Below are 16,768 nucleotides of genomic sequence, written 5' to 3' on the forward strand. Positions count from 1 at the left end.
TCCGGTGCCGCGTGTGGGCGGGTGGGGTGTGATACCAGCTACGATGCTCGCCGTCGCGCTGTGCGTACCATCCTTTGGCTGGATTGCGCTCGGGGCAATGCTGCTGGCCATCGTGTCCCAAATCGATGACCGGCGGGGTCTGCCGGCCCGTGTACGCTTCGTGGCGCACCTGATCATGGTGGCCGCGGCCATCGCGTGGAGCTCAGTGAGCGTTACCTGGTGGTTTGCCCTGCTCGCCGTGGTGGCGCTCGTCTGGGTCGTCAATCTTTACAATTTCATGGACGGTTCTGACGGCCTTGCAGGCGGCATGGCCGTGTTCGGTTTCGGCTTTTACACTGTTGCGGCGCTTGTCTTGCAGCCAACCTTGGCGGTGGCGGCTGCTGCGATAGCCGGCGCGGGATTTGGCTTCTTGATTTTTAACCATCATCCGGCCAAGATATTCCTCGGCGACGCAGGTTCTATTCCGCTAGGGTTTCTGGCGGGGGTGCTGGGCTTCTGGGGTTGGCAGCACGGCGTCTGGCCGATCTGGTTCCCCGCGCTTGTCTTTGCGCCTTTCGTCGCCGATGCCACCGTAACCTTGGCGCGTCGTCTTGCGCGGGGCGAGAAAGTATGGCTCGCGCATCGCGAGCATTATTATCAGCGTTTGGTGAGACTGACTGAAAGCCACGTCCGCGTGGCTATGGCGTATTACTTGCTCATGTTGGGGAGCGGTTGCGTTGCGCTTCTAGCACTTCGCGTGCCGCCCACGGTCCAATGGACCTTGTTCGGGGCTTGGTACGTTGTGCTGGCCTTGGTCGGCCGGCAGATCGACCGCCGTTGGCGGCAATTCATCCTCACTCAAGGTAACGATAACGATGCGAATTAAGCCTTCGTTGCTTTCGATTGCAGCATTCGGTTTCGACCTCGTAGCTGTTGCCATGGCGTGGCTCGCTGCCTATGCGCTGCGCTTCAATGGCTCGGTCCCCGACGATTTCTGGCACGGCGGCATCAACGCGCTGGTTTGGGTCGTCGTGATATATGGGTTGATGTTTCGGATTTTCGGGTTGTATCGCGGCATGTGGGTGTTTGCAAGCCTGCCTGACCTCATGCGCATTTCCAAGGCGGTCGCCAGTGGCGGGCTGATCGTAATGATAGGCGCGGCCATGCTGCAACCTTCTCCCATCATTCCTCGCTCTGTGCTGATTGTGTCGCCGCTGCTGCTGTTCATGGGAACAGGCGGATCGCGAGCGCTTTACCGTGCGATCAAGGAGTTTTATCGATACGGCGGTTTGATCGGTCAAGGCAAGCCGGTGATCGTGCTCGGCGCGGGTACTGCGGGCGCGAATCTCGTGCGCGAACTGGCGCGTTCGAGTGAATGGCGCTTGGTCGGTCTTCTCGACGATGACCCTGCGAAACGCGGTCGTGAAATCCTCGGCCATAAGGTCCTGGGTTCGATCAGCGAATTGCCGCTCTGGGCAGACCAACTCAAGGCCGATACGGCGATCATCGCGATCCCGTCGGCGTCGGTGGATGCGCAACGACGCGTGGCAACCATGTGCGTTCGCGCCGGCGTCAAGGCGATGGTTCTCCCCGCGCTCACCGTGCTTACGCAGGGTCAGGCATTTCTCTCGCGAGTTCGTCAGATTGACTTGGAAGACTTGCTCGGCCGGGAGCCGGTGAAGATCGACATGCCGCACGTCGAGGCATTGCTGCATGGACGCGTGGTGATGGTCACGGGCGCAGGCGGCTCGATTGGTTCGGAATTGTGCCGGCAGATTCTGCGCTTCTCGCCCGCTCAACTCATCGCCTACGACCTGAGCGAATACGCGATGTATCTGCTCATCGAAGAACTGCATGAGCGCTTTCCGGATCTGTCGGTGATCCCTGTAATCGGCGATGCGAAGGATTCACTGCTACTCGATCAGGCCATGTCGCGCTTCGCGCCGCATATCGTGTTTCATGCGGCCGCGTACAAGCATGTGCCGTTGATGGAAGAGCAGAACGCATGGGCAGCGGTGCGCAACAACGTGCTGGGTACGTTGCGCGTAGCACGCGCGGCGATTCGTCATCAGGTCAGCCATTTCGTGCTGATCTCCACCGATAAAGCTGTCAACCCGACCAACGTGATGGGCGCGAGCAAGCGGCTAGCCGAGATGGCCTGTCAGGCGTTGCAGCAGACCGCTCCGCACACGCAGTTTGAGACGGTGCGATTCGGCAATGTGCTGGGCAGCGCGGGCAGTGTAATCCCCAAGTTCCAGCAGCAGATTGCGAAAGGCGGCCCGGTTACGGTCACGCATCCGGAGATCACGCGCTTTTTCATGACGATCCCCGAAGCGGCACAGCTGGTTTTGCAGGCGTCAAGTATGGGCCGCGGCGGAGAGATTTTCATTTTGGATATGGGCCAGCCGGTACGTATTGTGGATCTGGCGCGCGATCTGATTCGTTTGTACGGTTTTTCTGAGGAGCAAATCCGGATCGTGTTTACGGGCTTGCGCCCGGGAGAGAAGCTGTACGAGGAGTTACTCGCCGACGATGAAACGACCACTCGCACACCGCATCCGAAACTGCGGATTGCGCAGGCGCGCGAGGTGCCGAATCACTTCCTCGATGAATTGCTGCCGTGGCTGATGCAGCATCGCGTGCTGGCTGACGACGAAGTCAGGCGCGACCTGCGTCGATGGGTGCCGGAATATCAGACATCTATGCCGACAGTGTTGGCAAGCGTTCAGTCGGCGCGAAGCGGCTGAGTTAGCCCGTTTGTCTGGCGCCTCAGCGAGGCGAACAGAAGGATTGGTGACATCTGTGACGTTAGCGGTCTGTGGTAATAGTCACATCCTCTCTCGGAGTCAGATGCGCAACGAGTTTTTGAATCGGCTTGCGCGCTGTCGACGTGCTCCGAGCTAATTGGGCAGAACAGCTCGAACCGATAATAGGGCTGCAACTTCTTTTGCCACGCAGTCCTAATTTCTTGAGCGATCGCTATTGCGCACTACAAAGTCCCTGTCCCGAAGAGCGTGCGGTTAGCGTTTAACGTCGTCAACTCTAAGGTGGCGCACTATACGGTGAGCGTCATTTGCAATGTTTTTCCTGACCTGCACGTCAATAGTTAGCCGATGTCTAGCGTGCTGTTCCGTTGTTAACTGAACTATGTTTGCGTAGGATGTTGGTATCAACGGAACTGGAGATACCAACATGCCAATGGGACGACCGAAGGTGGAGTTGACGTTGAGCGAAGCCGAACAATCGCAACTTGCTTCGATGGCGCGCTCGCGCTCGATTCCGGCTGCGCTGGTTACACGGGCACGCATTGTTCTGGCTGCGGCCGCTGGCGAGCCAAATAGCGAGATTGCGCAGCGCTTGCAACTCACGCGCGCCACGGTGGGTAAATGGCGCGCCCGGTTCCTTGCACAGCGCATCAACGGTCTGTACGACGAAGTGCGGCCCGGCAAGCCTCGAACGATCGATGACGAGCGGGTGGCCGAGTTGATCCACAAGACGTTGCATACCAAGCCTGCCGACGGCTCCACGCATTGGAGCGTACGCACAATTGCCGCGGAGACGACAATCTCTGCGACCAGCGTCCATCGATACTTCAAACTGCTGGGCCTCCAGCCGCACCGCAGCGAAAGCTTCAAACTGTCGACCGATCCGTTCTTCATCGAGAAACTGCGCGACGTGGTCGGCCTGTACCTGAGCCCTCCAGAGAACGCGCTGGTGCTGTGCGTAGACGAGAAAAGCCAATGCCAAGCGCTTGAACGCACGCAGCCCATGCTGCCGATGGGCTTCGGTTACGTTGGGGCGTCACGCATGACTATGTCCGTCACGGCACCACCACGCTGTTTGCGGCCCTGAATGTGCTCAACTGCGCGGTACTGGCCACCTGCAAGCCGCGTCACCGGCACCAGGAGTTTCTGTCGTTCCTGCGCGAGATTGACAAGGCGGTGCCCGAAGGTCTCGACGTGCATTGCATCGTCGACAACTACAATGCCCACAATCATCCCAAGGTCAAGGCATGGCTGGCTGCGCGGCCTCGGTGGCACATGCATTTCATCCCCACTTATAGTTCGTGGCTTAACCAGGTGGAACGCTTCTTCGCGTTGATCATCGGCAAGGCCATACGTCGCGGTTCGTTCGGCTCGGTCAAGCAACTGATTAAGCGTATCGATCAATTCGTGTCCCACTACAACGAGAATTGCAAACCTTTTACATGGACCGCTTCCGCTGACTCCATCCTCGCAAAGCTACAAAGACTTTGTACGAGAATCTGCGGAACAGCACACTAGTGCATCGCGTCGTAACTAAAGTTTGCACCCCATCACATTGTGAAGAACTCACGGGCGACTAGCATCACGCTAGCGTGCTCGTCACTGTATGCGTGCGGACGAAAGCCTTCCCGGATTCGCACCATTTATCTAACATGTTTCTGGCTGGACAGCTGACTCTCGCTCGTTGGATGGCCGCGCAGCCGTCAATCTCAATGAAGATTGCCTTCAAGAAAATCATCGTGAACGACGGTGATAAATGATTTTGTTATGCTTATCATTATTCAAACAACGACAACCGAACATACAAAAAAGGGGAACTACCGTACACGTGCACTGTTTGGCTGGGCCAATTCAGTCGAACCGGTTGCGCTCTCATAGGCGGACGTGCGCTCGGATAAGAAGCATTGGAGAAGCGGCGACCGATATAGTGCAACTTCGCGGCGCAATGTCCGTGGCAGTAGTGAATATTTCACAAAAAAATGCCCCGAAGGGCACGAAATTACGGATGTCGGCTGTCGCAGAACACCTTCACGGACCGCTTACGCTGTATCTGAAACACGCATACGACGAAAGCGACGAGTCGGTCTGCGAGCGGTGGGCCGAGAGCGTGTATTTCCAGTACTTCTGCGGCGGCGACTATTTCCAGCCGCGTCTGCTGTGCGACCCGACCAACCTAATACGGTTTCGTCAAGCGTTGGTCGAAGCGTTGCTGGCGATGACGATCGCGGCCGCGGCGCAGAGGAAGGCGGTTACTCCGGTCGAATTCGAGCGCGTGATTGTCGATACCACCATGGTCCAGGAGAAGGCGATGGCGTATCCGCCCGACAGGCGCCTGCTTGAGGTGGCACGGGCCCGACTCGCGCAGTTGACGAAACGCGCCGGGCTGACACTGGAGCAGACGTACGAACGCGAAGGAAAAAGCCTGCGTCGTCGAGCTGGTGGCTATGCGCGCCAAACAGTTCAAGCGCCTGCGACAGGTGCTCAAACGCCAGCGTACCGTGCTGGGACGGTTGCTGCGCGACATCGAGCGCAAATTGACGGGCGCCACGCGTGAACGACAGGCTCAGTTGCGCGTCTGGCTTGAGAGCGCTTAGCGCGTTAGCCGACAGCGGCCCAAGGATAAGGGCAAGCGCTACACGCTACACGCTACACGCCCCGGACGTCGAATGCATCGGCAAAGGCAAAGCTCGACAGCCGTACGAGTTCGGCGTCAAGGTCAGTCTCGCGATTGCGGAGAAGCAAGGATTGATTCTCGGTGCGCGAGCGTTCCCCGGCAACCCTTACGATGGCCATACGCTCGCCGAACAACACGAACAGAGTTCCATTCAGCTGCAGGATGTGCCCGGTGCAGCGCAGCCGAAGACCGTCTTGGTCGATCTCAGGTTTTGCGGTGTCGATGCCGAAGTATCATCAGTACACCTGATTCATCGAGGAGAACAAAAGACACTAACTCGAACACCGCGACGCTGGCTCACGCGACGCCAGGCAATCGAAGCGATCATCGGCTATGTGAAACGCGACCACGGCGTGCGGCGTTGCTGGCTCAGGGGCAAACCGGCGATGCGCTACACGCGGTGCGGTGTGCTGCCGGCTATAACTTGCGGTGATTACAGCGCGCAGTTGTCCGCCTAGACCGGAAGCCTATATCTTTTATCCTCGCGTCGCTGCATTGGCTCGTCAATGTCACGCCGCATCCATTACTCCCGCATTGCGATCGCCTTCGACGGACCAGCTTCCCCTCGCCGACAGACTGCGCCACCGGCTCCGCTCCTCATACAACTAAATTTTGCAGACCGACTAAACTAATTCGCCTGTACTGATTCTCGGAAGAGCAGATCAGGATCGTATTCACGGGCATGCGGCCGGGCGAGAAGCTGTACGAAGAGTTGCTGGCTGATGATAAAACAACTTCGCGTACGCCCCATTCGAAACTGTGGATCGCGCAGGCGAACTGCGTCCCGAATCACTTCCTCGATGAATTGCTGCAGCGGCTAATGCAGCATCGCGTGCTTGCTGACGACGAAGTCAGGCGCAACCTGCGTCGATGGGTGCCGGAATATTAGACGTCTATGCCGACTGTGTTGACGAGCGTCCAGTCAGTTCGAAACGGCTGAATTCGCCCCGTTTGTCTGCCGTTGCAGCGATGCACGCGGAACCCGCGACTATAGCGGCCATGTGGCAATACTCAGGTCCTTCTCTTTTTTGAAGCCAGGAGTTTAGGAGCGCCTGATGCGGTGTCCCCGTGCTCCGCGTCAACTGGGCGAGGCCGCTCAAACTCAAGCTTGATTGCGAAGTCCTAGTTTCGCGCCATGCGCTGAAGTCTCCTTAAGTGCAATTGGTGGGAGATGCCTTTGAACACATTGCCCTCGTGCGGATCGCCGAAATGAAGTAGTGCAGTGCAGCGTACGCTGGACGGCAGGCAGGCTTGATTCGCGTGGAGTGAGCGCATGCCCCAGAAGAAGTAGAGATTGCCCGGCGTCAGCGGCACGATTTTGGCCGAAAGCAATCGTTGCACGCGCGGCAAACGCCACATCCGCTTCAGTAGTTTCTCTACCAGTAGCTTTTCAAGGATGTTGACGATCGCGAAGCTCCTCGCTTCGCGCAGATTCGGAAACATGACCAGATGGCCTGAGGGTTCGTCCGGGCGGTTTGGGATCAGAATCGGCAGCAGTACGGTGACGACATACGAGTCGTAGTGGAAGTTGAGTGCGTGCCGCAGTCCGTGCGTGCCGGTCAGTCCGCGCAGGACGGGGAAAATCCGGTCGCTGTGCGGCGCTGTGCGCATCTTCCGTTCGTAGAGACCACGCAATAACGCGTGAAAGCCCGGGTCCTCAAACAGCGGATTAAGACAGGTATCGGCGATCCATGCCTCTCCTTCAAGGCCGAAGTATTGGCCGTCATGCTCCTCGATCTGTTGGGCGACGAAACTGCGCATCTGCGTGAGAATCGCATCCGGCACAATATCGCGCAGTATCCCTACGCCCGTATCGTCCATCGATTCGGCTAGTGCCTGCGCACTCTCTGGGCTCACCGGTAAGAATCCGCTAAGCGGCAATCCGTCGTTCAAAGCGTTCATCGCAGTCCTCTTGACCGGGCTTTCGATGCGAAATGGGAATTCATACTCGCTGTAAGGACATTGACGGAAAATTGTGTAGTCTTCCGTACGAATTCGCACACATGACCCGATTCCCCAGCACGAACATTCGCTTCTTTCGCCCTCCGAAATAGCTAGTCGAACATCTCGAATAGTTCACGGTTGTGCGCTCGAATAATACTTGCAACTGCAAAGCTGCCGGTATGGTTGGAAGCAAACGATTGCGGAGACGCATCGACTACGGCCGATCGCAAAGACGCAGGCTAGTGCTGTTGAGAAGTCGAGGCGAGTTGTGCCTTAAGATTTCGTTGATCGTTTCTACCTTTAACCAAGACTCATTAGCGGCTCATAGATCAACTTAGAAGATCGATGTCTGCTTATGATGTGACGAGAGCGAAGCGGTGAATTTTTAACGGTATCGCGACGAAAGTGGCTGCCCGGGTCAGGTACAGATGCTTGCCGACACGTCGTGCAGTTACGCGAGTACACAGGTTGCTCTTCTCTGTCCTCAGTGCTTTCTACGTGCACGAGGTCAAGCTAAACGTTTGCATCTCGAATGGACGTTAGATAGTCCTTATTTAGAACCCAAACCGCATCCTCCGAATCCAGGATGCAGATCATCAGGAGCGATCCGGCTTGGGCTTTCAGAGTCGCATCGAGCTTGGTCATGCTTGCAAGCGAATGCTCGCAGCGAATGGGCGATGGCCGCCAAATAGTCCTCAATTGCCAGGTCGAAACGCCGGATCGCTTCGGACTATTTGGCGTGCATCGTTTGAATTCAGTCGGAAACGTCGTAAAAGAGCAGAGCGCTACTTAGATAAGAGCACGTTGTCCTGCATGCCAGGCAAAGGCGGTGTATCGCTCGGACCATGCTCAGACTCGGGCAACAAGTTTTCGAGGCGGATCGCGGCCACTGTGGGCCATTTTTCTTGTGCAGGTTCGCCGGCATCGACGGCATCGAGCGCTTTCGCTCGCCGAGCCGACGTCAGCGCATGCGCGAACCAGATGCACGGAGCTTCAACTGCGCTGAAGCTCAGCCACGATAGGCCGACCGCTAACACTGCTGAGGGAATCATATAGACAGCGAGCGGGGCACCTTTCCAGCCTTCCCGACTGCACAACCAGAAGATCACGTACACCGGTATGGAGTGCAGCAGGTACATCGAATAGCTGATTTTTCCTAGCCACGCAAAAAACCGCAGATGAATCTTCCATTCGGTCGCCAATACGCTGAAGATTGCCAATCCGGCCAGATAGCTGAACGACTGGATGATGTGCTCAACATCATGTTGTTTGATCCCGAACACCCCGATCAATAATGAAACGACGATCAGGATCCCGGTTACGCCTAGGAATGCTTCCTTGTAGGAGTACTCCGCGCGCAGTGCCCGCATCCCTGGCAATCCAAGCACGAGGCGTTCTTTCGGGTGGTCGTAGGCTTTGCGGAAGCAAGCACCCCAGAACATGATCGACAGATGAAAGAGCATGCCTTTGTACTGACCGAGAGCATTGGCGGGAAGGACATGAAGCGCCGTCGTAACGACAAAAGCTGCACTCAACGCAGCGCAAACGATGCACAGGACGCGCATCTGCTGGATTCCACCTAGCCAGAATAATCCGAGGCAAAGTGCATAAAATACCAGCTCGGTCTCCAGCGTCCAGTAGTGCGGCATCATTGGATCACTACCGAGCGCGTCCGGAAGCATAGTCGCATTCGCTAGCCATCCTGCAAGGTTCATATGCATACCGAAAAGCATCCAGTACGCAAAGAAGCCAATAGGCAGCGATAACCAGAATGTCGGATACAGGCGGAGGAACCGTCGAATGAGGAATTGACGCGTGCCCACGGCAACAGAACCGTTCAAGCTATTTGGTATGAGCAACCCGCTTAGCGCGAAGAATACAACGACGCCGATCCGTCCAAAGTTGCCGTAGTACTGCGTCGCGTTGATCCATTGTTCCGAACCGGCAATCGGAGCGAACTTAACAGCGAAATGGGTCCACATGACAAGCAGGACCGCCACGGCCCGAATCGCATCGATATGAGACATTCGATGCGGCATTACTCCGGCTGTCGTCTTCAATGAGGTTCCCCTTAGATAAGAGAACGTTATCCAGATCTATTCATTTAGTGCCTAGCAGGAACGGGCAGTCATTCCAAAGCCATCGGTAGAGCGAACCCGAATCACACCCGCCGCTGGCGCTTCGCCACGAGCTTCGCAAGACGACGCGCAGCGAGGCGCCACTCATACGCACTCGTGGTGTCGAACTCACGCATTTTCCGATACAGGTAGGGCAAATAGAAGCCGCGGGAGCGCGACTGATCCACGCGCATGCCGCGGGACAACTCTCGGTCGCTGTGCCACGGGAACGTCCGCACGGTTTTCGCCGCGCGTCGCGGCAGGCCGAACACCATTGCGTACGCGTAACGCGGTGCGTCCGAATGGTTGGGGCCTGCGTGATGCAACGTGCGCCCGGCGTGAATTGTGCAACCGCCGAGGTCGAGCGGACACACTACTGCACTGGCGGGATCGAAGCCGTCGAAACATTCAAGGCCGTGAGTGCTCGGGTCGCCCCCAATCGGCTGGTGCGGCAGCACGGGTCCCAAGTGCGAGCCTTGAATAAACTGCAGGCAGCCGTTCTCGAGCGACACATTTTGCAACGGAAACCAAAAGTTGATCTCGCGGTATTCAATGCTCGGATCGGTGAAGGCTTCGTCTTGATGCCACGGCGTCACCGCGTCGGCATGGGCTGGCTTGTAGAAGAAACTGTCGCTGACGAAGCGTGCCTTGTTGCCGAGCAATTGCACCGCAATTCGATGCGCGGCACGGCGCAGTTCCGTCTCAGCGATACTGCGGTCCAGCATTGACGGATGGTGCAACTGCGCGAGCTTGGGCTCGTCGAACTCCGTATGCTCGGGATAGAAGTCGAAAAGTAACCCTTCTCGAAAGCCTGCTTTACTCTGTAGCAGGCGATGACCCACCCGCCGCAACGCAGCAAGTTCGTCAAGGTCTGCTACGTGCTCTAGCCGCATAAAACCGTCTTGCCAAAAGCGTTCTTTTTGGCTCAGTGACAAGGCAGCGGGGGCAGTTATGGCGTGATTCAAAATAGGCCTCCGGCTCTAGTTGGATTTGCCTTCACTACACCATGTTACAAATCAGCGCTCCGTGCGATTCAGCGCATAAAACGTTTTTTCCGAGTGCCTCGTGTGGGGTCGAACTTGCGCGGGATTGACGTCATGGCAACTCTCCCTGTCGAAGCTGTTTCTACGCGGCCGAGACTGGCTTGCGCTATTTATGTTTGCCACGAGGAGTGAAATATCTGCGCGGGGTCGTTGTCGGCTTCGCTCTTGTCTTGTATTCAGCTTCGGTATAGGCAGCAGCGCATGAAACTTGCAGGCATTCAGGTTATGCGCAGTTGATCGCGATTAACGTTGGGCGCCGCACATCTCCGGCCACAAGGGGGCGTTACTATCCTTACGAGTCGTAAGAATATGTGTAAGAATCTGTGCGATTGGCTTAGGGCGCATTCTTGTCAGGGCTATTGGAAAAAGTCCCGACGTCGCGCCACAACGAACAAGGGCTGTTAGAGACTGCGGCCAAGGGGAAACCATGCAAAAAGCGTTGTTGTCGATTGTCATTCCCGCATACAACGTCGAGCATTTCATCGGCGCGTCGCTAACATCGGCGTTGCAACAATCGCGTGCAAAGGAGATTGAGCTCATCGTAGTGGACGACGGATCAACGGATCACACGCTCGAACGAATCCGGGCAGTGCAAGACACCGAAGCCGGCCGTCATATCAAGGTGATTCATCAGGAAAACCACGGCGTGAGCGCCGCACGCAATGTAGGCATTGCGGTCGCAACATCGCCGTATATTGGGTTTCTTGATGCAGACGATGTCTGGGACGTGCGTTTCTCGGAAATAATTCTGCCGCTGCTGAGCGACGGCTCCGCCGATATCATCGAGTTCAATCTCGGGATCGTTAATACGGACGGTAAGCAAATCGACCGCATGGAGCTCATCGACCCTGCAACGATCGGCAAGCGCGTGTGTGATCTTCCTGCACTCATGGAGTTTGCCAAGGTTTGCCAGGCGTTTCCCGTTGCGCGTGTCTAACGTCGCGAACTGTGGAATGGCATCGACTTTCCAGTCGGCCGGGTGTACGAGGACTTCGCTGTCATTCCGTTCATCTATACGCGCGCCCGCACGCTATATCGCCTCGCCGACGACCTCTATTATTACCGGCGTCGCGCCGGCAGCATCACGCAGCGTGCCACGCTGCATTCGGCGCAGGGCATTGCGCTCGTGGCCGAAGAAGCGCTTGAACGTTGCGAGAGCGGCGCCACTGGACCACTTGGCGCGTACTGGCTTTCGATCTTCCACAAGGCGTTCCGCTATGCGTGCGTAGAGGCGTCACGCGTACCGTCGAACGCGTTGCGTGAATCGATGGTGATGATCGACAACATAGCCGCGCGCTACAGCCGCTTCGCGCAAACGCAGGCTGCCGGGGCTCTTCCAGCGCTGCAATACCGGTCCCGGATCTTTATCGATCGGCGGATCTTTCAGGCGAAGACACTCGTCAAACGCACGTTCGGCCTCCAGCTCAGGCCGTCCCGCCAAGCGCCGCTGATGATCCAGCCCGAACCCCTGGGTAATCTTCCGACGCGTGCGACCGCCAGCAGCCGTTGAGGGAATTCGTTTTTTCAGGAACCGACCATGCAGATTTATCCAATCCACACAAGTTTCACTGCCGGTGAAGCCTTTGAACTTGCAGTGCAACCGAAGCGCCGCTTCGGGGTGGCGATTTATCAGCAGGCCGGCGACGAACTGCTGTTGTTCTGCAGCGGCGTGGCGGTGGAGGGGCAGAAGAATGTGAAGGCGTCGCTGGTGCACGGGCATTACATTTTCGAGTCGGCGGGAAGCACCGAAACTGAGCAGTTCGACCATGACTGGAACTGGCCGACCATCCGCATCCGGCCGGATCTGCCTGCTCCCGACGCGCTTTCAAGCGGCGCATATGTGGCCGTCGCTTATGAAGTTACGGCTGCGGGAAAACCGCGTGACGAAACCGGGCGCCGTTGCCTCGGCCGTAAGCCGGTATCCGGCTCGCCTCCCTCAAGCGACAGCATGGCGCTTGTCATTGTACGTCCGCGAACTCCGCGTGCGCCGATCGCCTACATCGTGCCGGTCGCAACCTACCACGCGTACAACTCCATTGGCGGCGGCTGTTACTACAACGATCCTATCCATCGCCGTCCGGCCGCCCTGGAAGTGAGCTTGCGCCGCCCAGGCGGTGGCTTTGGCGCGCAGCTCGGCGAGCCCGTCGATCCGTACGATTCCGCCTCGCCGCGCCAGCAGTTCTCGCATTGGGACGCGAAGTTCATTCGTTGGCTGCGGGCGGAAGGCGTCGAATGCGATTTCTATACCGACCTGGACCTTCATGAGGGAAGCGCGCTCGATCTTACGAAATATCGCTGCATGCTGAGCGTCGGCCACCATGAGTACTGGAGCCACGAGATGCGCGAGCACGTGGCGCGCTTCGTCGAGCAGGGCGGCAATCTCGCAGTGTTCAGCGGCAACACATGCTACCGGCCCGTGAGGTTCTCGCGTGATTCTGCGGGCAACCCTATCGGCATGCGCAAGCTGGCAGGCGACTGGGACTTGCTGACGGAAAAGCCGAACGACGATCCACGGGCATGCGGAAACGAACGCCACCTGATCGGCCTGAGCTACAGCTATGGGGGTGGCCATTACGGCAGGTGGAAACGCTGGCGCGGTGGCTGGATAAACCGCAAGCGCGGGGCAGTTGGTTTTACGGTCGCGCGACCTGAACATTGGGTATTCACGGGCACCGGACTGAAAAAAGGCGAGACCTTTGGCGCCGACGACCGCCTGGTCGGTTACGAAGTCGACGGCCTGCCGCCGGACGAACCGCATACCGGCTTCGAAACACTCGCCAGCACCCGGCAGCTTGTCGGTTGGGAGATGGGCGGTATCGGCGCTTTCGGCATGTTCCGCCCGAAGAATCTGGCGGGCACGCTGAGCGAAGGCGAGGTTTTCAACTGCGGAACGACCGACTGGGCGAGGGTGTTGCTCGACACTAGGGCCAAAAGCAATCTCGTCGTGCAGCGGATTACGCGCAATGTGGTGCACCGGTTCATCGGCCTTTCTTTCGATGGTGCGGCCCAGCAGGCCCAGGGTGGTGCCCCGCGCGAGGCAACCGAGACTCCCGCGGTCGGCGATACCGCCGCGATCTAATATCCGCTCGAAGCAGCGCTACCGCGGCGGCAACAATCCGTTTCGCCCGGGGTACTGGGATTTAATGTTGCTCCTTTTTCACAGGCATTCAGCGCGCCTCCTGCTACGCGCGGCCGCGCCCGTCTTCAGTGAATCACACGCTGGCCCGGGCGTTTGACGCCGGAGACGTGCGCCACGGAGCGGCGTGCGCGTTGCCGGCCGAGGCGAACATCCCCTTTACTTTCAGCTTACATGGCGGAATAACAGGTGTGCGTTAGGCGTAATTATCCTAGCGTGCGTCGCCGTACATTCGCCGATTTCTCACACCTATACGATTCTTCATGCGGCGAAGGTCGTCAGTGGCGCGGCCATTAGTGCTGATCGCTACGGCTTAACGCAATGCTGCAGAGCGGCACCGGTTACCGCGAGTCGTCTTTTGGTCTTTTAGTTTTGGCCCGTGCAATACCAGGCGTGTAACGAATTATCAAGTCCGTCATTTCAAAGCATCTGAGACGGTTATGAATCCCCGGACGATCGTGCGATGGTGAAAAAATGAATGGATCTCCAGTGATAAACAGACTTTGGGCTTTCACCTTCTTTATCGCGGTTGCTAGCGATGTAATGGCAGGAGCATTCCGTTACTACGCGTCGGTCTTCGGAGCGACGCCGATTTTCTACGCACCGAAGATTTTGATGCTGATTTGCATCGTGGTGCTCCTCGTGCAACAGCCGCCTAAGATCGGCCACCTCCTGGCCGGCTTATACATCGCTGTACAGGCATGCGTGTCGCTGGCCAACGGCGTCCAGCTGACGGCTATATTTTTCTGGCTCTGGCTGGTTTCCCCCATGCTGTTCGCCATGTTGGCGCCGCCGGAAGCCCTTGCCATATTGAATGGGCGCACCGCTCGGATCGCATTTTCCATTCTGGCGGTGGTGTGCATGGTGGGCGTCTATGTGAACTATTTCATGCCCTTGCCGTGGATCGGGACAAAAGCAGATGTTGGGGGTGTTGACATCGGCAACGCCCAACAAAACTACACCGGCTTCGTCAAGCGATTGCCGGGATTCGGGCGGAGCAGTGCCGCAACAGGACTGCAGATTGGACTAATGATGACGTGGCTGCTGTCCCGAGTCCGCTCGCGCGTCGTCCTGCTAGTGTTGCTCGTTGCGTCGGCAGTCGCCATTTGGGCAACGACCAACAAGACGACGGTCGTCGCACTGGCACTTGTGCTCGCGCTATATAGCTTTGCGCGCGCGCCGACACTGAGAAAGGCTTGCATCTGGTCGGCGGCGCTGATGATCATCATGCCGTTTGCATCCTATATTGCCACCTCCGCGGTGAACGATGTCGTTGTCGGATCCGGCGCGCTCTATTCGTTCCAGGACCGGGTCGTGGAGACCTGGCCGGGGATCCTGCAGGGCATGCTTCAGGAAAAGCTCCTCTGGTTGGGGATCGGTCCTGGTGGATTCGGCGCTGCTGCCGGCTTTTACAAGGGCGACTTTGGTTTCAACGTTGGCTACGCGGACAACCTGGCTCTCTATGCAGTCGCCAACTTTGGACTGCTCGGAGGATTTCTTCTCGCGATCTTGCTGGCTAAGTTCGTACTATTGCGTGAATCGGAAGACAAGGGTCTTTTGATCATGCTGTTTTTCCTGTTGATCAGCGGCATCACGACTGACGTTGTCGAATCGCTTGGCTGCCTTTTGTTCCTGGGCGTCACGATCCGTGCTTTGTTGCTCGAGCAAACGACTGAGTTTTTGCCTGACCGCTCACTTAGGCGCGCACGGCACCCGGAAATCAGGCGCAACCGCCGCCCGTTTCCAGGAGATCGGCTAGCGCGCGGCGCGTGGAATGCGACCGTTGTGGAAACAAAAACGGAAGGCTCGGAATGAAGAATCCCAAAGACGCCCTGTATCGCCGAGCGATCACGGTCTTCCTGAGTTGCTTCGCTCTCCAGGCGATTCCCGCACTCGCGACGCCGACGATCGCCCCGGATGGCGCGCGAAATTCTGCCGAAAGGACGTACACCGCGTTGCCCAAGTTTTCGGCTTCTCGCGCCGACACCGGCGTGGCGGTCCATGATCTCAGTGATACGAAATTGCTGGATGCGGTCAAGGATGTCGGATTCTCATTCGTGCGCACGGACCTTTTTTGGGGAGCGGTACAGAACGCCAGCGGTTGGCATTTTTCGTTATATGACACGGCAGTATCCAATCTGGCGGAAAGGGGGTTAGGCGTGCTCTTTATCCTGGGCTATGACAATGATTTGTATAGTCCGAGGCAAGCGCCGACAACGCCCTCCCAGCTTGCCGCGTTCTATACCTATGTCTACCAGTCGGCGCTTCGCTACAAAAAAGCGGCAGTTCGCTTCGAGGTGTGGAACGAGCAGGACTCGAAACAATTCTGGTTGGCAGATCCGTCGCCCTCGGCTTATCGGGCTATGCTGAAGACCGCCGTGAATGCGGCCAAGAGCGCCAATCCGAAAGCGATCATTGCCACGGGCGGCGTGACGGAGGCCAACCGAAATTTTATTCGTGCTGTCGGCGATATCAGTACGACTGGAGTGGGACCGGACGCGGTGAGCGTCCATCCTTACCGGCAGCAGTACCCCGAGACGGTCTTTAAAGATTACCGCGCACTAGATCAGGATCTGTCGACTTATCACAAGGTTCCGCAACTCTGGGCGACTGAATTGGGGTACCCGGCCTATGGCTACGCCTATGTATCGGATATTCAAAACGGGCACTCGCCGATAGCGCGCGAACGTCAGGCCAAGTACACCGTACGTCTGTTGCTGGCAAACTGGATTTCGCAGATCGGGCTCACGGCGTATTACGACATGCGCAACGACGGTACCAATCCCGAGGATCGGGAACATAACTTTGGCTTGCTGGACGCAGGCAACACTAAGTTGCCTGTCTATAACGCAACAAAGCATTTATTTTCGTTCACGGCAAACGTCAGCGATGCCAGGTATTTCATCAATGATTACGACAAATACATCGTTCTGAAACTGCTCACGGCGACCGCAACCAAGTATGTGATTTGGTGCTACGGCGACGGAAGCACGATTGACCTGGATACCTCTCGTCTGCCTAAAAACGCGATCGTGACCGATATGTACGGCACCCCGCGGGCATCTACCGGTATCCAGGCAGTCCCGGAGGCAATGGGACCGGTCTTTGTT

General features: G+C 57.4%; 10 protein-coding genes and 3 pseudogenes. 10 read left to right on the plus strand and 3 right to left on the minus strand.

The window, feature by feature from the left end:
- The first annotated feature begins 43 nt into the window (after window positions 1-43).
- The 5 genes and pseudogenes from ACSQ83_RS33735 to ACSQ83_RS33755 form a co-directional block, all read left to right on the plus strand.
- Window positions 44-865, plus strand: a complete 822-nt coding sequence (locus tag ACSQ83_RS33735; RefSeq protein WP_436231093.1) for a glycosyl transferase — start codon at window positions 44-46, stop codon at window positions 863-865.
- Window positions 855-2,726, plus strand: a complete 1,872-nt coding sequence (locus ACSQ83_RS33740; protein WP_436231094.1) for a polysaccharide biosynthesis protein — start codon at window positions 855-857, stop codon at window positions 2,724-2,726. Before ACSQ83_RS33735 ends, ACSQ83_RS33740 begins: the two co-directional genes overlap by 11 nt.
- Before the next feature lie 445 nt (window positions 2,727-3,171).
- Window positions 3,172-4,262, plus strand: a pseudogene (locus ACSQ83_RS33745) (IS630 family transposase).
- A gap of 526 nt (window positions 4,263-4,788) precedes the next feature.
- A pseudogene (locus ACSQ83_RS33750) lies at window positions 4,789-5,848 on the plus strand (IS5 family transposase); the annotation flags it as partial.
- A gap of 198 nt (window positions 5,849-6,046) precedes the next feature.
- A pseudogene (locus ACSQ83_RS33755) lies at window positions 6,047-6,307 on the plus strand (polysaccharide biosynthesis protein); the annotation flags it as partial.
- A gap of 233 nt (window positions 6,308-6,540) precedes the next feature.
- Here ACSQ83_RS33755 and ACSQ83_RS33760 read toward each other — a convergent pair.
- From ACSQ83_RS33760 to ACSQ83_RS33770, 3 genes are all read right to left on the minus strand, one after another.
- Window positions 6,541-7,419, minus strand: a complete 879-nt coding sequence (locus tag ACSQ83_RS33760) for a hypothetical protein (protein ID WP_436231095.1) — start codon at window positions 7,417-7,419, stop codon at window positions 6,541-6,543.
- Between the two features lie 728 nt (window positions 7,420-8,147).
- Window positions 8,148-9,389, minus strand: a complete 1,242-nt coding sequence (locus ACSQ83_RS33765) for an acyltransferase family protein (RefSeq protein WP_436231096.1) — start codon at window positions 9,387-9,389, stop codon at window positions 8,148-8,150.
- Between the two features lie 134 nt (window positions 9,390-9,523).
- Window positions 9,524-10,372: a phytanoyl-CoA dioxygenase family protein gene (locus ACSQ83_RS33770; RefSeq protein ID WP_436231097.1), complete on the minus strand. Its 849-nt coding sequence runs from the start codon at window positions 10,370-10,372 to the stop codon at window positions 9,524-9,526.
- Between the two features lie 577 nt (window positions 10,373-10,949).
- Here ACSQ83_RS33770 and ACSQ83_RS33775 point away from each other — a divergent pair.
- From ACSQ83_RS33775 to ACSQ83_RS33795, 5 genes are all read left to right on the plus strand, one after another.
- Window positions 10,950-11,459: a glycosyltransferase family 2 protein gene (locus ACSQ83_RS33775; RefSeq protein WP_436231098.1), complete on the plus strand. Its 510-nt coding sequence runs from the start codon at window positions 10,950-10,952 to the stop codon at window positions 11,457-11,459.
- A 42-nt stretch (window positions 11,460-11,501) separates the two neighbouring features.
- The gene (locus tag ACSQ83_RS33780) at window positions 11,502-12,032 is read left to right on the plus strand and encodes a hypothetical protein (RefSeq protein WP_436231099.1); all 531 of its coding nucleotides are present in this window, start codon (window positions 11,502-11,504) and stop codon (window positions 12,030-12,032) included.
- A 27-nt stretch (window positions 12,033-12,059) separates the two neighbouring features.
- Window positions 12,060-13,601, plus strand: a complete 1,542-nt coding sequence (locus ACSQ83_RS33785; RefSeq protein ID WP_436231100.1) for a N,N-dimethylformamidase beta subunit family domain-containing protein — start codon at window positions 12,060-12,062, stop codon at window positions 13,599-13,601.
- Window positions 13,602-14,201: 600 nt separating this feature from the next.
- Window positions 14,202-15,473, plus strand: coding sequence for a hypothetical protein (locus ACSQ83_RS33790; RefSeq protein ID WP_436231101.1), 1,272 nt, complete (start codon window positions 14,202-14,204; stop codon window positions 15,471-15,473).
- The coding region (locus tag ACSQ83_RS33795; protein ID WP_436231102.1) for a cellulase family glycosylhydrolase at window positions 15,470-16,768 on the plus strand (1,299 nt) is incomplete at its 3' end. The genes ACSQ83_RS33790 and ACSQ83_RS33795, both read left to right, overlap by 4 nt.

The organism is Caballeronia sp. LjRoot29 (assembly GCF_964252755.1).
Lineage (GTDB): Bacteria > Pseudomonadota > Gammaproteobacteria > Burkholderiales > Burkholderiaceae > Caballeronia.